At 61.9% G+C, this 21,668-nt stretch carries 21 protein-coding genes, 1 tRNA gene and 1 other RNA gene; 10 read left to right on the top strand and 13 right to left on the bottom strand.

What is annotated here, in order from left to right; all coding sequences use genetic code 11:
* Positions 1–37: 37 nt before the first annotated feature.
* The 4 genes from Har1131_RS08255 to Har1131_RS08240 are packed head-to-tail and all read left to right on the top strand — an operon-like array spanning position 38 to position 5,560.
* Entirely contained in the window at positions 38–3,439 is a 3,402-nt protein-coding gene (locus Har1131_RS08255; RefSeq protein WP_146417162.1) for a formate dehydrogenase subunit alpha, read from the top strand.
* A gap of 11 nt (positions 3,440–3,450) precedes the next feature.
* Positions 3,451–4,113 (top strand): 4Fe-4S dicluster domain-containing protein, encoded by a 663-nt coding sequence (locus tag Har1131_RS08250; RefSeq protein WP_151145890.1) that lies wholly within the window; start codon positions 3,451–3,453, stop codon positions 4,111–4,113.
* A complete protein-coding gene (locus tag Har1131_RS08245) occupies positions 4,110–4,520 on the top strand; it encodes a hypothetical protein (protein WP_050036722.1) in 411 nt (136 codons plus the stop codon). The genes Har1131_RS08250 and Har1131_RS08245 overlap by 4 nt, the downstream gene beginning before the upstream one ends.
* Positions 4,517–5,560 (top strand): cytochrome b/b6 domain-containing protein, encoded by a 1,044-nt coding sequence (locus Har1131_RS08240; RefSeq protein ID WP_050036723.1) that lies wholly within the window; start codon positions 4,517–4,519, stop codon positions 5,558–5,560. Before Har1131_RS08245 ends, Har1131_RS08240 begins: the two co-directional genes overlap by 4 nt.
* A gap of 28 nt (positions 5,561–5,588) precedes the next feature.
* On the opposite strand, the gene Har1131_RS08235 is transcribed toward Har1131_RS08240, so the two are convergent.
* Positions 5,589–5,987: a hypothetical protein gene (locus Har1131_RS08235; RefSeq protein ID WP_008313240.1), complete on the bottom strand. Its 399-nt coding sequence runs from the start codon at positions 5,985–5,987 to the stop codon at positions 5,589–5,591.
* A gap of 89 nt (positions 5,988–6,076) precedes the next feature.
* On the opposite strand from Har1131_RS08235, the gene Har1131_RS21685 reads away from it, so the two are divergent.
* Complete coding sequence (locus Har1131_RS21685) at positions 6,077–6,253, top strand: hypothetical protein (protein ID WP_008313239.1); 177 nt, start codon at positions 6,077–6,079, stop codon at positions 6,251–6,253.
* A 670-nt stretch (positions 6,254–6,923) separates the two neighbouring features.
* Here the strand turns inward: Har1131_RS21685 and Har1131_RS08230 are convergent.
* The 3 genes from Har1131_RS08230 to Har1131_RS08220 form a co-directional block, all read right to left on the bottom strand.
* On the bottom strand, positions 6,924–7,688 hold the full coding sequence (locus Har1131_RS08230) for an IclR family transcriptional regulator (protein ID WP_151145887.1): 765 nt from the start codon (positions 7,686–7,688) through the stop codon (positions 6,924–6,926).
* Between the two features lie 337 nt (positions 7,689–8,025).
* A complete protein-coding gene (locus tag Har1131_RS08225) occupies positions 8,026–8,889 on the bottom strand; it encodes a fumarylacetoacetate hydrolase family protein (protein ID WP_151145884.1) in 864 nt (287 codons plus the stop codon).
* A gap of 455 nt (positions 8,890–9,344) precedes the next feature.
* Positions 9,345–9,947, bottom strand: a complete 603-nt coding sequence (locus tag Har1131_RS08220; protein ID WP_014040704.1) for a bifunctional 2-polyprenyl-6-hydroxyphenol methylase/3-demethylubiquinol 3-O-methyltransferase UbiG — start codon at positions 9,945–9,947, stop codon at positions 9,345–9,347.
* Between the two features lie 100 nt (positions 9,948–10,047).
* On the opposite strand from Har1131_RS08220, the gene Har1131_RS08215 reads away from it, so the two are divergent.
* Positions 10,048–11,733 (top strand): acyl-CoA synthetase, encoded by a 1,686-nt coding sequence (locus tag Har1131_RS08215; RefSeq protein ID WP_050038234.1) that lies wholly within the window; start codon positions 10,048–10,050, stop codon positions 11,731–11,733.
* A 401-nt stretch (positions 11,734–12,134) separates the two neighbouring features.
* On the opposite strand, the gene ffs is transcribed toward Har1131_RS08215, so the two are convergent.
* Both ffs and Har1131_RS08205 read right to left on the bottom strand, forming a co-directional pair.
* Positions 12,135–12,447: signal recognition particle sRNA (gene ffs, locus Har1131_RS08210), an RNA gene on the bottom strand.
* A 79-nt stretch (positions 12,448–12,526) separates the two neighbouring features.
* Positions 12,527–12,940, bottom strand: coding sequence for a hypothetical protein (locus Har1131_RS08205; protein ID WP_050038235.1), 414 nt, complete (start codon positions 12,938–12,940; stop codon positions 12,527–12,529).
* Between the two features lie 79 nt (positions 12,941–13,019).
* On the opposite strand from Har1131_RS08205, the gene Har1131_RS08200 reads away from it, so the two are divergent.
* Complete coding sequence (locus Har1131_RS08200; RefSeq protein ID WP_014040706.1) at positions 13,020–13,295, top strand: DUF5798 family protein; 276 nt, start codon at positions 13,020–13,022, stop codon at positions 13,293–13,295.
* A 74-nt stretch (positions 13,296–13,369) separates the two neighbouring features.
* Positions 13,370–13,444 (top strand) — tRNA-Arg (locus Har1131_RS08195).
* Positions 13,445–13,905: 461 nt separating this feature from the next.
* Here Har1131_RS08195 and Har1131_RS08190 read toward each other — a convergent pair.
* The 6 genes from Har1131_RS08190 to Har1131_RS08165 all read right to left on the bottom strand — a co-directional run bounded on the left by Har1131_RS08190 (position 13,906) and on the right by Har1131_RS08165 (position 17,523).
* Positions 13,906–14,901 carry a hypothetical protein gene (locus Har1131_RS08190; protein WP_050036724.1) on the bottom strand — a complete coding sequence of 332 codons (996 nt, stop codon included), beginning with the start codon at positions 14,899–14,901 and terminating at the stop codon, positions 13,906–13,908.
* An 89-nt stretch (positions 14,902–14,990) separates the two neighbouring features.
* Complete coding sequence (locus Har1131_RS08185) at positions 14,991–15,407, bottom strand: PIN domain-containing protein (RefSeq protein ID WP_014040709.1); 417 nt, start codon at positions 15,405–15,407, stop codon at positions 14,991–14,993.
* Between the two features lie 9 nt (positions 15,408–15,416).
* Entirely contained in the window at positions 15,417–15,647 is a 231-nt protein-coding gene (locus Har1131_RS08180; protein ID WP_044951905.1) for a hypothetical protein, read from the bottom strand.
* Positions 15,648–16,056: 409 nt separating this feature from the next.
* Positions 16,057–16,935, bottom strand: a complete 879-nt coding sequence (locus tag Har1131_RS08175) for a mechanosensitive ion channel family protein (RefSeq protein ID WP_044951907.1) — start codon at positions 16,933–16,935, stop codon at positions 16,057–16,059.
* Positions 16,935–17,183, bottom strand: a complete 249-nt coding sequence (locus Har1131_RS08170; protein WP_008313216.1) for a YhbY family RNA-binding protein — start codon at positions 17,181–17,183, stop codon at positions 16,935–16,937. The genes Har1131_RS08175 and Har1131_RS08170 overlap by 1 nt, the downstream gene beginning before the upstream one ends.
* Before the next feature lie 52 nt (positions 17,184–17,235).
* Entirely contained in the window at positions 17,236–17,523 is a 288-nt protein-coding gene (locus Har1131_RS08165) for a ribonuclease P protein component 4 (protein WP_005538431.1), read from the bottom strand.
* Positions 17,524–18,032: 509 nt separating this feature from the next.
* Between Har1131_RS08165 and Har1131_RS08160 the strand changes: the two genes are divergently transcribed.
* Entirely contained in the window at positions 18,033–19,082 is a 1,050-nt protein-coding gene (locus Har1131_RS08160) for a glycosyltransferase family 4 protein (protein WP_050036725.1), read from the top strand.
* Between the two features lie 39 nt (positions 19,083–19,121).
* Here Har1131_RS08160 and Har1131_RS08155 read toward each other — a convergent pair whose 3' ends face one another.
* A complete protein-coding gene (locus tag Har1131_RS08155; protein ID WP_050036726.1) occupies positions 19,122–20,444 on the bottom strand; it encodes an MFS transporter in 1,323 nt (440 codons plus the stop codon).
* A 120-nt stretch (positions 20,445–20,564) separates the two neighbouring features.
* On the opposite strand from Har1131_RS08155, the gene Har1131_RS08150 reads away from it, so the two are divergent.
* Positions 20,565–21,668, top strand: coding sequence for a glycosyltransferase (locus tag Har1131_RS08150; RefSeq protein ID WP_050036727.1), 1,104 nt, complete (start codon positions 20,565–20,567; stop codon positions 21,666–21,668).

Below are 21,668 nucleotides of genomic sequence, written 5' to 3'. Positions count from 1 at the left end.
CACGGACAGCATCGGTAATGGGTGGGCACCATTCACCATGAGTACACAGCAGGAACCAGTCTCACTGGATCTCGACCGGCGCTCGTTTATGAAGGCGAGCGCCCTGGCGGGCGGGGTCGCCCTCGGCGTCAGCGGCGCTGGTCAGGCACTCCAGGGGGACGGCGAGGAAACGGACGGGACAGACACGGACACCGAACTGACCAAGACGATCTGTAATTACTGCTCAGTTGGCTGTGGCTTCCGTGGTGAGAAGGAGGGCAACTCCTTTGTCGGCATGGAGCCGTGGCATGAACACCCGATAAATGCCGGGTCGCTGTGCTCGAAAGGAGCCGGCATCTACGAGACCGAACACTCCGAGAAGCGCCTCAAACACCCGATGATACAGGAGGACGGGGAGTGGCGCAAGCTCGGCTGGAACGATGCCTACGACCGTCTGGCGACTGACATCCGAGCGCTGTGGCCCGATTCCGACGTCTCACCAGCGGAAGCCGTCGACGTCGACGCGGAGCACAGCCGCGAGAGTGTGATGTTGCTGGGCAGCGCGCATCACTCCAACGAGGAGGCCTACGCCATCCGAAAGCTGGCGGCGTTCATGGGCACGAACAACATCGACCACCAAGCGCGTATCTGTCACTCCACGACGGTGACGGGGCTGGCAAACACCTGGGGCTACGGCGCGATGACCAACACCGTGCAGGACTACCGGAACTTCGACCTGAACATCATCATCGGCCAGAACCCCGCCGAGGCACATCCCATCGCGATGCAGCACATCCTCGAAGGGCAGAAACGCGGCGGGACCATCCTCAATCTGGACCCGCGGTTCACGAAAACGTCGGCCCACGCCGACGAGTTCATGCGGTTCCGGCCGGGCACCGACGTGGCCCTGATGATGGGTATCATCAAGGAGCTCCGCGACAAGCACGGGCTCGCGATGGACCCGGACGCGGACGACAGCGGGCAGAACATGCTCACTGACCGCGTGCAGGGCTGGGAAGACGTCGACGCGGAACTCGATGAGTACGACAAGGAGACCGTCGAGGAGATCACCTGGGTGTCCGCCGAGGACATCGAGCGCATCGCCGACATGATCGACGAGGCCCGGCCACACGTCCAGATCGAGTGGGCGATGGGTGGGACCCAGCACAACAACGGGACTCAGAACATCCGCTCGTATGCGATGGCGAGCCTCGCCTCCGGGAGTGCGGCCCGGAGCGGCGGCGGCCTTCAGGTGATGCGCGGCCACGCGAACGTCCAGGGGGCGACCGATCTCGCGGTCGCGAGCCACATCCTTCCGGGCTACTACGGCCTCACAGCCGGCGGCTGGTCCTGGTGGGCCGAAATCTGGGACAAGACGCCGGAAACCAGCGGCTCCACCTCGTTTGCGGACATGTACAACCGGTTCGAGCTGATGCCGCCGGAGAAGTACGTCCGCCAGAGCCCGAACTACGAAGGGAGCGAGGACGCGAACGAACTGCCGCCGAACGGCGACCACGGCCCGGAGAACCCGGCCGAGAACTCGATGATGTTCCAGAACGGGCTGACGGTGGCCCGCTGGTTCGAATCAGCGCTCGACCAGGAGGACCGGTATCAGGAGACGCCGATCTACCAGCCCGACCAGACGAAAATCGCCGTCTTCTGGGGCCACTCCGCGAACTCCATCAGCGAGATGGAGCAGATGAAAGAGGGGATGGAGAACCTCGACCTGCTAGTCGTTGTCGACGTGTTCCCCTCGGTCGCGAGCGTCCTCCCGGACTACGAGGACGGACCGCCGGTGTTGCTGTTGCCGGCGTCCAGCCAGTACGAGCACCACCGGTCGCTTACCAACACGAACCGGTCGGTGCAGTGGTCTGAACCGGTCCGCTCGCCGGCGCACAACTCCAAGCCGGACCTCCAGATCATGCAGGAACTGGCCGGCTATCTGGGCTTCGGCGAGCACTTCGACTGGGGCGCGGGCTCGGAGCTGTACAACGGCAAGTCGAGCTACGAGGGCGTCGTCCGGGAGTTCAACCTCGGGACCAACACCATCGGCTACCGGCAGACCCCCGAGCGGCTCCAGCAACACCTAGAGTACGACTGGGCGTTCTCCAACGAGGACCTCAAGGGGGCCGAAGGGACGCCTGTCGCGGGCGAGTACTGGATGCTTCCCTGGCCCTGCTGGGGCGAAGACCATCCGGGCACGCCGATAATCTGGAACGACGACTTAGACCCCAACAACGGGGGGCAAGACTTCCGGACCCGTTGGGGCGTCTCGGCACCGACCCCGGAGGACTGGGACGCGATGCCGACGGACGACGAGTACCCGATGCAGGAGACGCTCGACGCCGTCGGCGACCGATACGACAGCCAGGCGGAAGCGCTGGACCTGACCCGGGCACCGTACAACCCCGAGTGGGCCGACGACGACGACACGGCTGCAGACGGCATGATTCACGGCATCCCGGAGTATCCGGGCTGGAAGGTGACGCCGCCACAGAGCCTCGTGGACCCCGAACAGGAGGTTCAGCCGGACGAACTCACCATTCCCCAGCAGTACGCACTCGACAACCAAGAGTCGGTGTACACCGCCGCGCAAGCGTTGAACAATCCCGACACGGGGAGCGCGGTCTTCGACGAGTACCTCGAAACGATGATCGGGCAGGGGGTCGACCCCGAGTTCTACGAGGAGTACGATTACAACCAGCCCGACGCACCGACCGGGCGCGGTCGTGCGCGGGCCGTCGTCTGGAGCTTCCTCGACAAGGTGCCGGTCCACCGCGAGCCAATCGAGGGGCCGGACACGGAACTGCTGAACGAGTGGCCGGCAAACGGCCAGCAGCGGAACTTCTACCGGCTCGACCAGAACAACCTCGTCGAACAGGAACAGGCCACGGACATCATCCACAATCAGGACGACGGGCCTGATCTGGACATGATCATGACCAGCGGTCGGCAGGTCGAACACCAGGGCGGTGGTGCGGAGACGCGGAACAACATCCACACCGCCGACCTCCAGCCGCATATGTACGCTGAGATAACGCCGAACAAGGCGGCGGAACTCGGCGTCGACGGCGGCGACCTCGTCGTCATCTCCTCGACGGACCGTGGCTCCGTGCTGGTGAAAGCCCGCGTGACGGACCGGCCGAACGATCAGGAAGTGTTCCTGCCGTATCACTGGGGCGGCGTGTTCAAAGGCGAGAGTCTGGAGGACAAGTACCCCGACGGCCACGTTCCCTACGCAATCGGGGACTCAGCCAACGCTATCACGTCCCGCGGCTACGACGTGGAAACCCAGATGCAGGAGACAAAAGTATCGATGGTCGCGGTCAACCCGGCGACGCCGGAGGTACTGGACCGGTACAACATCGACGTGGACCTCGATCTCACGTTCCCGCAAGACGAGAACGACGTCGGGACACAGAAGGACTTCGACGTCCGCGACAACTCGACGGTGCAATGAGGTGAGCTAGTATGTCAACAGGCAACGAAGTGATGCACGACGGCGTGATGAGTACCGGCGAGGACGCGCGCATCTTCCCGGACGTCGAAGCGTGCATCGACTGTGGCGGCTGTGTCGTCTCCTGTAAACGAACGTGGGACGTCCCGCGCGACGAACAGCGAATCAGCATCGCGACGATGCTCGAAGGCCAGGAGGCCGCGTCGGGGCTCAACGCCAGCAGCGGCAAGGCGATGGAACAGGGCGAGTCGCCCGGCGAGACCGCGGTGCCGATGCAGTGTTACCACTGCGAGAACGCGCCGTGTGTCTCGGTGTGTCCGACCGACTCGCTCATTTCGAAGGAGAATGGCTTCGTACGGGTCCGGGACGACCTCTGTATCGGGTGTCAGTACTGCCTCTCGGCGTGTCCCTTCGGCGCACCGCAGTTCCCGAACGAGGATGAGGGCGTCGCGAACCTCGTCGGCAGCGGTGGCAACATGGACAAGTGTACCATGTGCGAGGAGCGCCAGGACGTCGGCAAGGGGCCGGCCTGCGCCGAGGAGTGTGCTACCGACGCCATTCTGGTCGGGACGCCCGCCCAGATATCCGACGAACTGGACAACAGGGACAGCGGCACGTTCTTCAACGACGTGGCCATGGACATCATCTTTGGCGAGGACGCCAGTGAGTTCCAATGACTGACAGGGATGACCTTCCGGAGGTGAACGGGTATAGCCGCGTCTCGGTGCTCATCAGCACGGTCGTCGGCCTCGCCGTCGCGGGGCTGGCGCTGTTCTGGGCACAGGGGTTCAGACTCGGCTACGAATCGCTGTACCGGGTCAACCCCAGCGTCGAAGGCGGCGGTATCGGTTCGGACTGGGTGTTCGGCAACACCATCCCCGCGCTCGACTTCCTCATCGCGCTCATCCACGCGGCCGACGTCATCCTGGGTGCGTTCATCCTCGTGATGGTGTTCATCCACTGGGCAGCGTTCCAGCGCCTCGCCGGCCAGATGCGCGAACCAGGTGAGGACACCGGCGAGGCCGTCGCGGCCGACGGTGGCTCGCCGACCCACGGCGACGGGCAGGGAGGTGACGGAACGTGAGTAATCTCGACCACGGGAAGTTCACGCGCGTGACGACCCTGTTCCACTCGCTTTTGGGCCTGGACGTGTTCCTCCTGTTTTTCACCGGCTACGCCATCATGTTCAACGACGAACTGTGGTGGATGCTCACGCTGATGGGCGGGGCCTCCGGCGTGACGGCGATTCACCGCATCACCGGCATCGGGCTGGTCGCGCTCGTTATCTTCTGGATTACGCTCCAGATTATCTCCCCGACCGGACGGAGCAACTTCTCGAAGATTCTCCCGGCGAAAGGCGACGTCGACGCGTTCATTCAGGACATCCAGTTCGTGCTCGGCCGGGCCGACGAACGGCACCCGAGCGCGCGGCAGTTCGCCGGCTACAAGGCCGACGAGGTCCCGCTGCTGTCCTACATCGGCAAGGGCGTCGTGTTCATCTTCTCAATTGAGTTGACCCTGCTGGCGATTTCGGGGCTGCTCATCTGGAGCAAGACCGGCCTCGCCGCGATGTTCCAGACCAAGGCGGCCGCGATGGCCTTCGTCACCTTCCACGGCCTGCTTGGCGTCATCATGCTGATGGGGGTCATGTTCCACATCTTCGAACACGGGATGCATCCCGCCTTTTACCCCGTCGAGACGAAGGCGTTCATCCCGCGCAGCATGGTACCGGAACACCACGGTGACGACGACGAGGAGCCGGACACCACGGGAATCGAACGGCTCTCGCTATCCCCGTCCTGGCGCACCGTCTCGACCATCTTCGGTGCGATGACCGTCATCGGCATCGTCTCCGTGCTCATCGGGAGCATCTTCGACGAGGGCTATCCGGTACCCCGTGAGCTTGCCATCGGCGGCGGGCCGTCGAGCATCCTGTTGACTATCGGTATTAACCTCGGGATGGTCGTCCTCGGTGTCGGGCTCGTGCTGTCGATGTACGGGAACGTCCTGCGCATCCGCTGGGAACAGCAGCTAGAAGCGGAGCGGGAACCGTCGACCGCGGCCGATGGGGGCGAGCCCCAGACCGACGGCGGCCAGCCTAAATCAGACGACAACGAGAACTGAACCGACTCGGGGCCGTTTTTCCGTGCAACTACGCGATGAGTGCCTGTCCTTCAGGTGATAGCTCGACGTCGACGTCCTGGCGGGTCTGCTCTTGAATCTGGTTCAGGTTTCGAGTCAGGACCTGGAGGATGTCTTTTGGCTCCGGGTAGACGAGCATGTTGCCGTCGCCGTCCTCCATGACCAGTTGTGTGTCGGAGAGCGCGACCTGGTCGCCCTCAATGCTGGCGACGATGACGTCCAGTGCCTCCGCGCCGCCGGGGTCGCCTTCCGTCACCTTCGTAATATAGAGTGCATCGAGGCCAATGAGGTCCTTGTACTCGCGGACCTGTTCGGCGCAGGCGACCATATCCTGTGTCACAGCCGTCTTTTCGGCGTTGCCGTGATCCCCCTCGTGGCAGTGTTTACAGATTCGGAGTTCGAGACGCATGCCCCTGTCTATGTGATTGGCTCTCATTACCGTTGGGGAGGGGGCGCTCAACCACTAGTGTTTACTGTACCGCTGTGAAATGGTATCATATGGCATCAGCGCTCAACGCGGTGTATCTGGCACTGGTCGTAGTCGTCGGCGTCGTCGGAACGCTGTTCGTCGCAAGTATCAGGTCCGCCGACGTGCGGTCCCGGTGGCTCGAACTGTCATCGATCGGGATCGTGGTACTGTTCCTGCTGTCCCTGGGCGTCCAGTTCCTCGCGTAACCGTACCCGATTGCCGGGAGACACTGCCGAAGCGATAGCCATCGTTGTGTCTCTGCCAAGCAAGATCCATCGACGGATGGCTCGAACTCTAGCTCAGTACCGGCAAATATAATCCAATCTACCCAAACTTATGAATATATTTTCCTCTATCTATTTTTCAGGCACTGAATTAGCGCTATATATCGGAGACTCGTATATAAATACAGTATTTGGGTGTACTCCCTCGAAAGTCGGTGGGTTTAGCTACTACTTAGAACGTATCCAGTGATAGGAAACCGATAGTCGATATCCCTCGTTTAGAGTAACAGTAGTACATCCATTATTGAGATAGGGGCCGCGTCAGGGGCGTGGTACTATCTAGTACCACACGGTGTAAGATAGCGTTGGAACGTCGTTCACTCATGATGAATGATATGTATGATAGCTATTTATCAAACAAAACCAAGAACCGGTATCTATGAGATGAAAGCCGGAACTCGTGTCTACTCGTTCGCGTCGCGGGACCGAAACACATGCTCGAAACGCCTTCCAGACATACTTCCAGTACCCTCCTGACTAGTCTGTGCTGTTCTGCAATCACTGGGCGAGGACGGTGCTATTGTCGAAATACGCTGTCTAATTACCGCTGTCACAATACTGTACTACCGTTCACCGTTTCTGAACACTGCTGTTACGAATAGGTAACGTTCAGCTCGATGACGTTGGCGACTTCCAGTACCTTCTGTGGGAGTTCCTCGCGGAACCGATCGCCACGGAACCGATTTATCGGTCCCGAAACGCTAATCGCACCGATGATTTCGTTATCGTGGTTGAGCACTGGGGCAGCGACACAGCGGAGCCCTTCGAGACGCTCTTCGTCGTCGAAAGCGACGCCGCGGTCCCGGACGTCCGCTAGCTCTTGCTCCAGTTCCGCTCTACTACTGATCGACTTGCTGGCCTCCCCGCCGAGTCCGTGGCGGTCGACGATTGCATCAACCCGTTCGGTCGACATATGTGCGAGGATCGCTTTTCCCAGCGCTGTCGTATGAAGCGGAACGCGTGTTCCGACGTGGGCCTTGACCTGGACAGCTTTGTCTCCCCGAGCACGGTACAGGTACGACCCGCGGCCGTGTTCTTCGACGAGAATATTCGCGAGTTCGCCGGTTTCTGCGGCCAACCGATCGACCTCTGGCTTCGCGATCCCGAACAGTTTCTCCCGGTGGCGGGCGTAGGCCCCCAGCTCCAGAAACCGGAGCCCTACCTCGTACACACCGTCCCTGTTGACAACGTACTCCTCCTGTTCCAGCGTGCTCAGATAGTTGTGAACCGTGCTCTTCGGGACGTCGAGGTGCTGGGCCAGTTCGGTGACACCGGCCCCGTCGAGGTCTTTCAGTGCGTCAAGCACCTCGAACGTCGTCTCGGCGGATTTGACTGGGTTTTGAGCGGTCTTTGCCATACCCGGTCATGGTACGCCCTCGTATTAAACAGTTGTTCAAACATCTGGGACAGAGCGGTGGCTCCGATGGCACACCAGTTTCTGTCACGACATATCGGTGGCATATCACCGCACACAGGCACGTACGTTCCGGCCGATTGTCGTAAGTAGAGATACCCATAGAGCGTGTAGTCAACCGAAGGGTGACAAAACTCTGTCGGGACAAATCCTCACAGCAGACCGACACACAGGCACGCAATCGGAACCAGTCGAGGGCCGAGTGGGGTATCACGCTGTGAAACCCCATGCGAAGGGGTTCCCAGAGAGACCGCGGCCCCGTTCCCGGTTCACTAGCCGCTTAGACGACCGTGACGGGATTTTTCAGCGTTCCGATGGACTCGATGTCGATGGTGACTTCGTCCCCTTCCTGCAGCGTAAAGTCGTCGTCGGGAACGAGCGAGGTCCCGGTAAGTAGCACCGATAGTTCGGGAACCGCGTTGTGTGCGGTGTAGTACGAGACGAGTTCCTCGCAGGTGCGTTTCATCTCGCTGGTGTTGGTCTCCCCGTGGTAGACACGCTCACCGTCGCGGTGGATCGACATCGAGAGCGCCAGCGAGTGCGGGTCTTCGATGTCCGTGACGACGGCCGGGCCGACCGAACAACAACGGTCGTACACCTTGGCCTGAGGGAGGTACAGCGGGTTCTCCCCCTCGATAGACCGACTGCTCATGTCGTTGCCGATGGTGTAGCCGACGATTTCTCCCTCGTAGAGAACAATCGCAAGTTCGGGCTCGGGCACGTTCCAGTCCGAGTCGGCCCGGATACCGACTGCTTCGTTGGGGCCGACAGTCCGATTGGGCGTCGACTTGAAGAAGATCTCCGGTCGCTCCGCGTCGTGCACGTACAGATACATCTCCGGCGTGTCGCTTTCTTCTGTCCGCGCTTCTTCGCTGATCTGGTACGTAACGCCGGCGGCCCAGACTTCGTCGGCAGTGACGGGGTCGGTAGCATCGGCTTCGAGTCGCTGCTCGGACACCGCTTCAGCGGTATCGAGATGGCGGGCACTGAGTTCATCCGGTGCAGTCTCCGCAATCGAGGCCGACTTGAGGAGGTCACGGAACGTGCGGAGTTGCGGTTTGACGCTGGTCAAATCGTACACACCGTCCCCAGTTTCGACCGCTAACCGCTGTGAGTTCCCGTCGCGTAGCTGGTAGTACCTCATACAGAGTAGCAAACTGCAACAATACATCAATCTTGCGCTGCCAACGGCGTACTTCCTGCCTGTCGCAAGGGGACACAGACACTAGTTGTGGAGAGCATCAGCTATCCGGCGGTAGACACACAGTCGGTACAAACGGCACTTTCCACAGAGACACACAAGGGAAACTCGCTTCCGTCGGTCAGTAATCCATTTCGCTTCAGGCGAACCGCCGTTCAGTAATACGGAACATCATGGATGACAGACGTACATACGTTATTCTGGTGTCCCAGTGAGTCTGTCGTGAGAGATGGACTTCTATCGAGCCACAGATCACGTCCGAAGTTGGACTTGAGTTCCCTAAGTACCACGTAAACTTCTAACCGTACTCATTTTTCTTACCAAATAGCACATATATGGATAGATCTTATTAATATCTAGCACCGTATTACTTAATATAGAGCTATCTGTGCAAGCTCTCACTTAGGTGGCCGAAATATGCGGACAGTATCCCGCTTCCCATCCATCGAATCTACTTCAGTAAGTCCACAGTCTGTGAACACCGCGTTCCAGTCCCGATAGTACAGCGGGACGTTGTCGTCGACGTAGTTTACCTCACCCGGGTCGCCGCCCTCGTTCTCGACGGTGATCAGCAGGTCATCGACGATACGCGCCAACTCCCCGAACGCCCAGTCCACGTCCGGGTGGAGGTGCTGTAGCGTCTCGACGGAGAAGACGACGTCGTACGCGTCGTCCGCGACATCCGTGACGAACTCCTCGATAGCCATCGCGTGGAACGAGCCGGTGGCCGCAAGGTCGGGATACGTCTCGGCGAGGACATCTAACGCGTCGGCGTTGATGTCGACCCCGGTCAGATCCGAGTAGCCAGCGTCAGACAGTGCAGCGAGATGTCGCCCGGAGCTACACCCGACCTCCAGAATAGCCGCGTCCTGCTCGACGTGCTCCGCAAGTATCGACTGCACTAGCTCACTCGTCTCGTCCGCTCCATAGTAGGCATAATACGCGGGGGAGTATTCGCCGGACCGGTCGGCCCACTCCTCGCGGATGTCGGTAGAGTCCACGGTCAAGTCGGGAGGGGAAGACGGAAAGTTCTGCCGGCTCGGTCGCAGCGGCGGTGGTTCGACCGAAAGACGCAACAGCCACCCAGCCGACCGGTATGCCATGGTCTGGACAGTGATGCCGGACTTCGAGGGGTACGACGAGGCCCGCGATCAGTTCAGCTGGGACCTCCCGGCGTCGTACAATCCGGCGGTCGATTTTCTGCAAAAACACGACGACCCCGACAGGGTGGCGCTCGAACAGGCATACCCCGACGGGCGGCGCGAGCAGTACACGTTCCGCGAACTGGACGAGCTATCGGACAGGCTCGCCGCGGGGCTGGCCGGGCTCGGTGTCGAGGCCGGCGACCGGGTCGGCGTCGTCGTACCACAGAAGCCACAGAACCCGATCACACACTTGGCGAACTGGAAGCTCGGAGCCGTCTCGGTTCCGCTGACGGTCCTGTTCGGGACGGACGTACTCCGGTATCGGCTGGACGACGCCGGCGCGACCGCCGCTGTTATCGACCCGGCCGTGCGCGACGATATCGACGCAGTCCGAGACGACTGTCCGGCGCTGGAACACGTCGTCGAGATCGAAACCGACGCACCAGCCGGCGATATCCACGCCTTCGAGGACGTGCTCGCCACGCCGGAACACACCGATATCGAACCCTACGAGTCCACACCGGACACCGATACGGCGATACTGTACACGAGCGGGTCGACGGGGCCGCCGAAAGGCGTCCGGCACTCACACGCGCTCTGGCTCGGGCGAGCCGCGGCCGCGTACAACTTCTTCGATCACGGGCTGGGACCGGACGCGACGGTCTGGACGCCCGCGGATTGGGCCTGGGGCGCGGCGCTCGGGGGGACGCTCTTCGCGACGTGGCACCACGGCGGGACTATCGTCGGCTACCCCGCTTCGGGGTTCGATGCCGAGGGAGCGTTCAGCCTGCTTTCTGAGTTCGGCGTTACCCGGTCGTTCATGCCGGCCACCGCCCTCCGAATGCTGATGGACGTCGAGAACCCGACGGCGGCGTACGACCTGGCCATCAAGACGTTCGCCGTCGGCGGTGAGTCGCTGACGCCCGAAATCGTCGACTGGGTGGCTGAGACGTTCGACTCTGTCACGATTAACGAGTTCTACGGCCAGACGGAGCTGAACCTCGTCGTCGCCAACAACTCGAACTGGTTCGACACTCAGCCCGGCAGCATGGGTAAGCCGTTACCGGGGTATGACCTGACAATTCTGGATCCCGAAGCCGCCGACAGCGGCGTTGCCGACCCCCTCCCAAGCGGCGAACTCGGTGAGATAGCGGTGCGACCCCACGACCGCTCGGTGTTCTTCGACGAGTACTGGAACATGCCAGACAAAACCGCAGCCAAGGAGGTCGAGGGCTGGTTCGTCACCGGCGACCTGGCTCGACGGGACGACGACGGCTACGTCTGGTTCAAATCGCGCAAGGACGACGTTATCATCACCAGCGGCTACCGCGTCGGACCGATGGAAGTCGAGAGTGCAATCCTTGAGCACCCCGACGTGGTCCAGGCGGGCGTCATCGGTGTGCCCGACGACACGCGTGGAGAGATCATCAAGGCCTACGTTGAGACAGCCGAGGACGCACCGGCCCGCGAACGGCTTCGGTCGGAAATCCAGTCCGCCGTCAGAGCGCACCTCGCCGAGTACGAGTACCCCCGCGAGATCGAGTTCGCCGATGCGTTGCCCCAGACGACCAGCGGGAAGATCCGGCGGAAGGAATTGCAGGAGTGGGACGCCGACGACAGCGCTGCCGGCGGGCCACCGTAGTCCCCAGTGTAACTCTCGGTAGTCATAGAGCGTCCGAAATCAGTTGTGTATCGCGGATACTGTCGGCAGCGAGGGGTACGTTGGATCTCGATATGCAAATTTCTGGTTCGAAAAGACGATAATCGATAGAAGATTGTAATTATAGTCCTATCAGCTGTTTTGATATTCATATCCTAGATATGCAGAGCTAAATCTGAAGGTCAGATCTAAGACACCCCTTCATTGGTGCCCCTCTGTAGTGTGTTGGTCAACCATAAGCCGGGAGCGTGGTCCAGCGGATGGTGGACCTCGGTCGTCAACCTCCGTTGACCGGCACCCGAGCGACGTACAGATTGCGTCGATAGCTTTCGGAAGACGACTACAATACGGCTGCTCGGGGAAATTAAACGCAGGTATGAATGGAACGGACAGCCAGGATGGCCCGGCGTTCGGACGCGGGTAATCCCGTTTGCCTCCTCCACCCCGCGACCCCACGAGCGACGGGTGTTCGATGGTCCGCTGCTCACTTCCGTGCCTGGCGGAGTGCCATCGTTTAACCACATGGGCGCACCCCTGCAGGTGCGACCACGCGGACCGCCGTCCCCGTGGGACGAGGCTTCCACGTTAGCTTACGGGGTCCACGTCCGTCAGACCGGACGCCCCCGGTGTTCGGTCCCCGCTCAAGACCACAGTGCGGGCGAGGAGGGGGGCCTAGCCCCCCGACCTAGTCCACCTGAAACTCCGCCGCCGCCCCATAAGGGCCTTTCGGATGCGCCCACAGACCGCTGGACGACGCGCCGGTGGGCAGACCGGCCTACAGCAGGTCCAGCGCTCGGGCAAACCATGTCCCACCGAGCGGGATGAGCACACCTGCGAGGACGACACCCCAGCGGTGGTACTCCATCAGTGTCGACTCAGTCAGTCCCAGCACGAGGCTCTCGGGAACGGTGACTGCCCAGAGGACGCTGAGGGCGACGATGAACACGCCCATGCCGATGCTGGCCCCCGCCGCAACACTCGGGTCCGACCGACCCTCGCGGCCGGCCGCCAGCACGATGATGCAGACGAGCGCGAATACGCCCGGTAGCAGCGGGGATAGCGCCCCTGAACTGTAGTACGCCCCCACGGCACTGGTCGTCTCGACGAGGCCATACGGGACCGCGAGTGCAAGGAGATATAGAACGCAACCGACGATGCCGACAGCCGGAGCGAGCCGTAAGTCGTCCATACCGTTGCTCGGTCCGGCGGCGTCATAACAGCGACGTTCGAGCGAAACGAGGAAATGTCGCCTCTCCGTAGCCGTGACCATGGGACTGGGTTCCACCGCGAAAAAGATACAGAAGGTCGCCGACATCGCCGAGGACCTCTACAAGAAGGTCAACGAGCTGAAGACGCAGCTGGAGGACCTGCGCAGCACCGTCGACGAGACGAACACCCGCGTCGACGGGATGGAGCGGGAACTGGCCGAACAGCGCGCACTCATCGAGGCACTCGCCGAAGAACGGGGCGTTGACACGGAGGCTGTCGTGGCCGAGGTCGCTGCTGACACCGACTCCGACACTGCTGAAGCGGTTTCGGAGTAATCCCATGACTGCGGTCCCATCACGCGGCGGAACCGGTTGGTTTAAACCATAACGTCATCATACCATTGTACGTAGGGCGCTTAGCTCAGCTTGGACAGAGTGCTTGGCTTCGGACCAAACCGTCGGGGGTTCAAATCCCTCAGCGCCCGTGTTCTGCCGCGAGCAAATTCGCGAGCGGCTGCCACGGTAAACTGAGGGATTTGAACCACGCGAGACGCACACAGTGGGTCTCGCAATCGGGTTCAAATCCCTCAGCGCCCGTATCGCTTAATTCATCCGAATTTTCCGCGTACAGAGGTTTAAGCCCCAAATATGATTTTATTACCTCGATTCCTTTCGTTCGACAATCGAACGGTTCTGAGTTGGAGCGGTGTCGTCTGGTGATTCGCGTACTTCTACACGGACCTCACGGGGAAATCAACCGCCAATTACGACGCTACCACCGCTTGTGTCGGGTAACTTACGGCGCTCAAGAACCTTCCTAAACTTCGTCAAGTAGTTCGGGCTGAATACAGAGAGTGTAGTCAGCACAGCGGCCTCATTTGCTCCAGATACGTTACGTTTTGTAAGCTGCTCAGTAGGCGTGTCACGACGAATCAGCTGGACCACACTACGTGGAGTCGCCCGCCCTTGTCGTCACCTGGTAACGTTCTCCCTGGAACTCGTAGATGCGGGAATCGTCAAGTCCGAAGGGCGGGATGGAGCTGGTGAACTCTTCTATCCGGACTCGGGCGGCGTCGTATTCCCGGCTCAGTGCGATGGCATCGCGCAACTGATCGTCGCGTACAACCTGCTCAATGATGATTTGCTCTGCATGGGGCTCGGAGTCGTCGATTCGTTCGAGCATATACGCATCGTGTTCATCGTTGTCGTTGTCAGCCTCACCCCGGGTTGACCGTGCAACCAGCGTCTCGCCGTCCCATTCCGTCTCGGCGATGGCGGCTGTTGTGGTCAACTGCAGTGGATCGGCCTGCAAATCGAAGCTTGCCGCGAGCGCAATTGGCTCCTCGTAGGAACCTGCTTCGAACCACCCATCGGTTGCAAACGCGTAGTGCCCGCCGCCGAGCCCATCGGCTGAGAGTGATTCCGTCCCTTGGACCCTGTCGATGGCAGCGCCATCGTTGACGCTACCAGTCGTAACGGTTAGCGTCCAGGTGTGGTCCTCGCCGGCCGCCATTATTGCCAGTGGTTGTGGCGTAGACCGAGGCATGATATAGTACCAGCCGCCATCGACTCGTTTGTACAGTTGCCAGTTGTAGAAGTTCGCCTCGAACCGCTGTGCACTCCGGTTTCTGAGCGTGAAATCGGTTGGTTGATCCAGTTGGACGGTCTGGGTTTCTGGAACGAGGACCACTGGCATCGCCTCAGGATCGACCGCCTCATAGCAGACGACTTGGGCGGCGTCATCGAACGGTGGGCACGCCTCCGAGGCAGTGTCACCGGGGAACTCCGGCACCGCTTGGGTCGGTTCGGTTGGGGAGTTGCCATCGGCGGTTGTCGTCGATGTCGCGTTTGATTCGTCTGGGGCGGCCGTACAGCCGGCAAGCAGTGTGGCAAAACCTGTAGAGAGGCCAGATAGAATCTGTCTTCGAGAGGGCTTGGGCATGTTAGTTCGCTCCCGATGCGATTCGTATATGTTTTCTGTCCGGTCAGAAGGATCTCCACTGCGCGCCGCTGAGAGCCTTATTCAGGCGTTTAGCGGGTGTCAAACGAGTTAATCACGTCGATCGTCGAGTAAGTCTCGGCCAGATCCTGGTCGTCAAAGTCGGAATCATCGCTCCAGATAGCTGCATCGTTGGCAATCGCACACGCCAGATAGAGAACATCGTCCGGGTCGGTGTCACCGATTGCTTCCTTTGCCCGTTCGATAGCTTGGTAGAAGTCGTCAGCAGGAACAACGTCGATGTACTGGAACAGGAGGTCGATGAATTGTGTCACTCGGTCCTGCTCCATCCCAGATTTCTTCACGATTAGCTCCTCGTAGTTCTCGATTTCTTCGTAGACGAAGGCGGGTGTCAGGAGGTCGGGTTCGAGCGTGACGATGAGCTCACGCGTTTTCGAATCAGCGATGAGTGCAGATATGACAACGTTGGCGTCGATGACCAGCTTCATTCGTCGTGTCTATGCTGATTCCTCGTCAACGCGCTTACGTCCGCTATCGTTTATTTTGTCGGCGATTTCCTGTACGTCGCTCTCGGTGAGATTACTCTCACTGGTGAGTTCGTCCATCACTTCGAGCGCCTCGATTTTTTCTTCGATGGCCTGTCGCGTGATCTCGCTCCAGTTGATCTCCGGGTGGCTCTCCATTCGCTCCTTGAGGTCGTTGTCCACATTGACGGTGATACTAGGCATACAGAAACCTATGGATTCACAGATTACTGTATTTTTCGGTGTATCTAAGAGCGCTCGAAGTCGGTTGCCTCACGCCTATCAAGGGGATTCGCTCGCCCCACGAACGAGCGCCCTCAGCGCCCGTGATTTCTGTGCGAACGACAGTGAGCGGTGAGGAGCGTCGGCTGCGGGATTTGAACCACGCGAGACGAGCGAGAGCGAGTCTCGCAGTCGGGTGAAAATCCCGCAGCGCCCATCGCAGATCTTCTCCACCCAAACCGTCCGACAGCGGCGGCTTAGTTCTGCCAGTGAACGGAATGGACTTACTGTCCCGAGGTGACGGAGGCCGCGACCGAAGCACGAGTATGGCGATACCGACACGGTAGCCAGATACCCCGGCATTTACAGCCAAAATACGCTACTGTGCGGTTCAGTCGTCGGCCGGCTCCACGACGCCGTCGAGTCCGGTCATCTCCAGCCCGCCACCGATGGTCCGGTTCGGGTACGGCATATTGATGTCCTCGGCATCGAAGCGTTGCTTGACTGCCTTGACGTATTCGGCGCGCGTCTTGACGAAGTCGGACCGACTCGGGTTCTTGATCCAGATACGGGACTGCAGTCCGACGGAGGAGTCACCGAGTTCAACGAGGCGAACCGATGGCTCGGGGTCGTCCATAATCTCCGGGTGTGCCCTAGCCTCGTCGAGAATGATTTCAGTCGCCTCGTCGATGTCGTCGTCGTAGTCGATACCGAACACGAACTTCAGTCGGAGTTGCTCCTTGGCGACGGGGTTCTTGATGACGCCGTCGGTCAGATTCGAGTTCGGCACGGTCAGCAGCTCGTTGTCGAAGGTCCGGACGCGGGTAACACGGAGACTAATGTCCTCGACGACGCCGGAGTTGCCGTCCCACTCGATCCAGTCGCCGATCCGGAACGGCTTGTCGGTGTAGATGAACACGCCGGCGACGAAGTTCTGGATGACGTCCTGCATCGCGAAGCCGATGGCAAGCGTCGCCGCGGCGGCGATGGTTGCCAGCGACTGCAGGAAGTTCCCGTACTCGGCCATCCCGAAGGCGACGGAGATGGCGACGAACACGACACCGATGCTGACGACCTTCTTCAGCGGCCGCCGTGCGTGGGTATCGAGGTCCCGTGACTTGAGCGAGCGGTCGACGATGGGGAGCACTATCGCCTTCCCCAATGCGTAGACGAGGACGAAGGCGACGACGAAGACCACTGCCGAGGCGATGGACCCGGCCGCCGGTACGCCGAAGCCATTGAGTAGGTCGGTGAGCGGTTGGACCTGCATCATTTCTCGAACACCGCGGTGTGGCCCCGCACTTGAATCACCTCAGCGTTGACCATCTCGGCCAGGTCGTCAGCGAGTTCCTCGGCCGTCGTGCCGCCCCGGGACGACCGGAGGAACTTGACCTTCACGAGGTCCGTGTTTTCCAGTTGGTCGTCGAGTTCGTCCGCTACGGATTCGATGCCGTGTTTGCCGACGCGGAGCGTCGCGTCGAGGTCGTGTATCCGCGACTGTCGAGAAGAGTCACTCATGTACACCGTTTAGCGAAGACAGCCCCTTAAAACCAGCAGTCGTAAAGAATCCTCAGTCGTACGGATAGCGGGACTGTGACCCACAGTCACACGTAATGACGACGTGGCCGGACTGGGTCCGGGATCGGGCGTTGTGTCCGTGCAGCAGGTACGTGTCGCAGGCGTCACACGTCGACCGCTCGAACGACCGCGGCAGGCGCAGCCGGTGGCGTTCGGCGACCCGGCGAGCCCGGCGGACGTACGACCGGGCGCGCTCCTCGTTGCCGGCCTGGACGGCCTCGCGAGCGAGCGACTGGAGGCGCTCGATCCGCTCGCGGGCGATGGTCGCCTCGTCCGTCATTGGCGGTACTGGGTCGGCGGCGGGAAAATGCCTTCCGAACGAGCTAGCAATGGTCGCCGTACGATTTGGTAGCTTTGTGAACAGCCGGAAAGCCCCGAGACGCTGGGCTACTGCGACTCTCACGGCTCGCTTCGCTCGCCGTTCGAGTGGTCGCGGCGCGGAGCGCCGCGCACTCGCTGCGCGCTTCTTCGCTCCCTACCGTCGCTCATGCAGTGCTTGCTTCGTCTCGAACGCCCAGCGTCTCGCCCCTTTCAGTCCCACCTGTGACTGTTCGACCAGCCGACACGGGTGGGACTGAAAGGGGCCGCGCTATCGACGAACCCCGGTGAAGCAAGCACTGGACTGAGTGAACGGAGTGAGCGAGGGAAGCGCACAGCGAGCCGCGGGAGTCGATAGCGCGGGGGCTTTCTGGCTGTTCTGAACGTTTGTTTGGTAAGTAAACGCTTCTAATCACACCCTCCACAAGTGAAGTCGATAGGATTTTCGGCCCCGACAGAGTTGCCCGAGACGTGCGCGTCCTGAACTATCTCGAACTGGCCGACCGCCTCGACCGGTCGGGCATCGGCACCGCCGTGGACCACCAGCGGGCGGCGCTGTCCGAGACCGACATCGAGGTGGAGACGACGCCCTGGCAGGAGGGCCATCCGGCGTGGGCACTGGGTGGCAATATCGCCTTCAACGACCCGGTGTTCCGCGAGTTCGACATCGCCCACTGCAACATGATCGGACCCGGCTCCGTCGCCGTGGCACAGCACGCGGCGCAGGCGGACATCCCGCTCGTCCTGCACGCTCACGTCACCCGCGAGGACTTCCGGGACAGTTTCCGCGGGTCGAACCTGGTCGCGCCGGCGCTGGGTCGCTATTTGAAGTGGTTCTACTCCCAGGCTGACCTCGTGCTCTGCCCCTCCGAATACACGAAGAACATACTCGAATCCTATCCCGTCGACGCGCCCATACAGCCGATGTCGAACGGCGTCGACATCGACGCGCTGGCGGGCTACGAGGACCTGCGCGAGGACTACCGGCGGCGCTACGACCTCGACGGGATGGTCGTCTTCGCCGTCGGCAACGTCTTCGAGCGCAAGGGGCTGACGACGTTCTGTGAACTCGCCCAAGAGACGAAGCACGACTTCGCGTGGTTCGGCCCCTACGACGCCGGGCCACAGGCCTCCAGGACCGTCTCGCGGTGGGTGAACGACCCGCCCGAGAACGTGACCTTCACCGGATGGATCGAGGACATCCGCGGGGCGTTCGGGGCCGGCGACGTGTACCTGTTCCCGACGAAGGCCGAGAACCAGGGCATCGCCGTGCTAGAGGCGATGGCCTGCGGGAAGGCGGTCGTCCTCTCGGACATTCCGGTGTTCCGGGAGTACTACGAGGACGGCCACGACTGCCTCATCTGTGCGGACGAAGCGGAGTTCCGCGAGGCGCTGGAGCGTCTCGCCGAGAATCCCGACCTGCGGGAGCGACTGGGCGAGAACGCCAAAGAGACGGCCAGAGAGCACAGCCTGGAACGGGTCGGCCGGCGGCTGGTCGAGACGTACGAAGAACTGGCCTGAGCGGATCGAGGCAGATGGCTCGAGCGGTCGAAGCGATTGTTATGCCGATAGCGGTTCGCTGTTGACAGACACCGACGGCGAGCGCCGCCAGACGACCGCGACCAGCACCGCGCCGACCAGCACCAGCGCGCCAGCGACGGCGAACGCGAGCAGGAAGTCGTAGCCGCCGAGCCAGCCGCCCAGTAGCGACCCGACGCCGCTCGCCAGCCCGGAGACGGCGGTGTAGATGCCGAGCGCCTCGCCGCGGATGGCCGACGGCGCGAGCTGGGTGACGACGCTGGCCGCGGTGACGGCGATGACGGCCCAGGCGACGCCGATGAGGACGAACACGACGCCGTTGATGATCGTGCCCGCGAGCGTCGCAGATAGCAGGAGCCCCACGACGGCGACAGCCGGATGAAGCGCGGCGCGGGCCAGCAGGCCCCCGACCTGGAGCCCGCTCGGGCTGTAGCGTTCGGCGAGTGCGCCAGCGCGGTCGTACCACAGCGCCGAGCCGACGCTGGAGACGAGATACAGCGCGAAGACGAGTCCCGACTCGTAGCCGAGCGTCCGCGAGAGATACAGCGGTAACGGCCCCCAGAACACGCCGAAGCCGAGGAAAAAAGCGACGACGGCACCGAAGTAGATGGTCAGCGACGGGGAGAACCGGGCCGCGACTTCGCGGGGACGCATCGACCGCGTGAGCCAGTACAGTCGCCCCGGACCGACCGGGAACGTCGCACTTCGGACCGGGAGCCGGCGCGACCGGGCGATGGCCCGCGCCATCCGACTGGCCCGCGGCCGGTCGAGTTCGTCGGGGTCGGACGGCAGCCACTTCGCCCCGAAGAACACCGACAGGCCAACGGCGGCCGCACACAGCCACAGCAGCGACTGCTGTGCGGGGATCTCTCCGAGTGGTCCGGAGAGCAGCGCCGTCCACACGAGACCGAGGACTAACCCGCCGGCCCAGCCCCAGCCCTGGTAGCGGTTCAGGACGGCGAACCGGGCCGGCCAGTCCCGCTCGACGGTTCCGGTGGTGACAAGCAGCGTCAGCACCGGCGCGGCAGCGCCGGCCGCGAACCACAGCAGGCCGTTGCCGACGATGACCAGCCACGGCTGTTCGGTGAGCGAGACGAGCAACAACGCGGAAGTCGCCAGCCCCAGTGCGAGGAGGACGAGCGACCGGCGCTTCCCCGTTTTGTCAGCGACGCGTCCGAAGATGAGTGCCCCCGGCGCACCCGCGGCGGCGGCCACCCCGGCGAGGACGCCCAGCATGAACGTCTCGCCGCCGATGGCGACGAAATACAGTGGAACGAGCAACGAGCCCGCGCCAAACGCGACCGATGCGATTGCCCAGGCGTACAGCCAGCCGTCCCGATCCATTACCTCAACTGTGCCACGGTCCCCCAAAAGAACTCTGGCACCCGCCAGATAGTGACAACTGTCTGACTGATGGCGTGCCAATGGCAACGGTTTAAGGCCTGGTCCTGCTACGCCGCGGCGATGACACTGCCGCACGTCGCGACGTTCACCGACACGTACCTGCCGACCGTCAATGGGGTGACCTACACGGTCCAGACGTGGCGGGACCGCTGGCGCGACCGCGGCGGTCGCATGGGCGTGGTCTACCCGAAAAGCAATCACGACCCATCAGAGAACGAGTATCCGGTCCGGAGCCTTCCGTTCCCCTTCTACGAGGGGTTTCGCCTGGGGATGCCACAGATACCGAAGGGTGTCCGGGACGCCGAACTGGTCCACGCCCACACTCCGTTCAGCCTCGGGATGGCGGGCCAGCGACTCGCCGGCAAACTCGATGTCCCCTTCGTCGCGTCGTATCACACGCCGACGAGCGAGTACGCCGAGTACGTCTCTTTCAACGGCGCTGTCGAGTCGGCGGTCCGCTCCAGCGCCGAGAGCTACGAACGCTGGTTCCTGGGCCGTGCCGACACCGTGATCGCGCCAAGCGAGCGCGCGGCGACTCACCTCCGGGAGGCTATCGGCCTCGATACGACAGTGACCGTCGTTCCGAACGGCGTCGACACGACCGTGTTCGAACCGGTCGACACGGCCGACTTCCGGGACCGCTACGACCTCCCCGATAGCCCTATCGTCGGCTACACCGGCCGTCACGGCTACGAGAAGTGCCTTGAGGACATCATCACCGCCTGCGAGGGGCTGGACGTGACTGTCGTGTTCGCCGGTGACGGCCCGGCCCGTGAATCGCTCGAAGCGACGGCCGAGCACAGCGACGTCGACGTGCGGTTTCTCGGATTTCTTGACCGTGCAGAACTGCCCGAACTGTACTCGACACTCGACGTGTTCGCGTTCCCCAGCCCCGTGGAGACGCAGGGTCTGGTCGCGCTGGAGGCCAACTGCTGTGGGACGCCCGTCGCCGGTGTCGACGCTGGCGCACTCAGCGACACTATCGAGGACGGCGAAACCGGCTACTCCTACGACGAAGGCGACATCGACGGCTTCCGTCGGGCTATCGAACGCGTCCTCAACGAACGCGAACACCTTCGGGAGCGCTGTCTCGCCCGGCGGGACGTGATCAGCGTCGAGCACGCTATCGACAAACTAGCCGACGTGTACGACAGCGTGCTGTAG

Origin of the sequence: Haloarcula sp. CBA1131 (genome assembly GCF_008728975.1) — an archaeon.
In the GTDB taxonomy this organism is placed as follows: Archaea; Halobacteriota; Halobacteria; order Halobacteriales; family Haloarculaceae; genus Haloarcula; species Haloarcula hispanica.
This window is presented reverse-complemented; position numbering and strand designations above follow the sequence as displayed.

Excerpts from the sequence above, each read along its gene's own strand:
- Har1131_RS08255 (WP_146417162.1), top strand. The coding sequence starts at position 38 with ATGAGTACACAGCAGGAACCAGTCTCACTGGATCTCGACCGGCGCTCG.
- Har1131_RS08250 (WP_151145890.1), top strand. The coding sequence starts at position 3,451 with ATGTCAACAGGCAACGAAGTGATGCACGACGGCGTGATGAGTACCGGC.
- Har1131_RS08245 (WP_050036722.1), top strand. The coding sequence starts at position 4,110 with ATGACTGACAGGGATGACCTTCCGGAGGTGAACGGGTATAGCCGCGTC.
- Har1131_RS08235 (WP_008313240.1), bottom strand. The coding sequence starts at position 5,987 with ATGCGTCTCGAACTCCGAATCTGTAAACACTGCCACGAGGGGGATCAC.
- Har1131_RS21685 (WP_008313239.1), top strand. The coding sequence starts at position 6,077 with ATGGCATCAGCGCTCAACGCGGTGTATCTGGCACTGGTCGTAGTCGTC.
- Har1131_RS08230 (WP_151145887.1), bottom strand. The coding sequence starts at position 7,688 with ATGGCAAAGACCGCTCAAAACCCAGTCAAATCCGCCGAGACGACGTTC.
- Har1131_RS08225 (WP_151145884.1), bottom strand. The coding sequence starts at position 8,889 with ATGAGGTACTACCAGCTACGCGACGGGAACTCACAGCGGTTAGCGGTC.
- Har1131_RS08215 (WP_050038234.1), top strand. The coding sequence starts at position 10,048 with ATGGTCTGGACAGTGATGCCGGACTTCGAGGGGTACGACGAGGCCCGC.
- Har1131_RS08205 (WP_050038235.1), bottom strand. The coding sequence starts at position 12,940 with ATGGACGACTTACGGCTCGCTCCGGCTGTCGGCATCGTCGGTTGCGTT.
- Har1131_RS08200 (WP_014040706.1), top strand. The coding sequence starts at position 13,020 with ATGGGACTGGGTTCCACCGCGAAAAAGATACAGAAGGTCGCCGACATC.
- Har1131_RS08190 (WP_050036724.1), bottom strand. The coding sequence starts at position 14,901 with ATGCCCAAGCCCTCTCGAAGACAGATTCTATCTGGCCTCTCTACAGGT.
- Har1131_RS08185 (WP_014040709.1), bottom strand. The coding sequence starts at position 15,407 with ATGAAGCTGGTCATCGACGCCAACGTTGTCATATCTGCACTCATCGCT.
- Har1131_RS08180 (WP_044951905.1), bottom strand. The coding sequence starts at position 15,647 with ATGCCTAGTATCACCGTCAATGTGGACAACGACCTCAAGGAGCGAATG.
- Har1131_RS08175 (WP_044951907.1), bottom strand. The coding sequence starts at position 16,935 with ATGCAGGTCCAACCGCTCACCGACCTACTCAATGGCTTCGGCGTACCG.
- Har1131_RS08170 (WP_008313216.1), bottom strand. The coding sequence starts at position 17,183 with ATGAGTGACTCTTCTCGACAGTCGCGGATACACGACCTCGACGCGACG.
- Har1131_RS08165 (WP_005538431.1), bottom strand. The coding sequence starts at position 17,523 with ATGACGGACGAGGCGACCATCGCCCGCGAGCGGATCGAGCGCCTCCAG.
- Har1131_RS08155 (WP_050036726.1), bottom strand. The coding sequence starts at position 20,444 with ATGGATCGGGACGGCTGGCTGTACGCCTGGGCAATCGCATCGGTCGCG.
- Har1131_RS08150 (WP_050036727.1), top strand. The coding sequence starts at position 20,565 with ATGACACTGCCGCACGTCGCGACGTTCACCGACACGTACCTGCCGACC.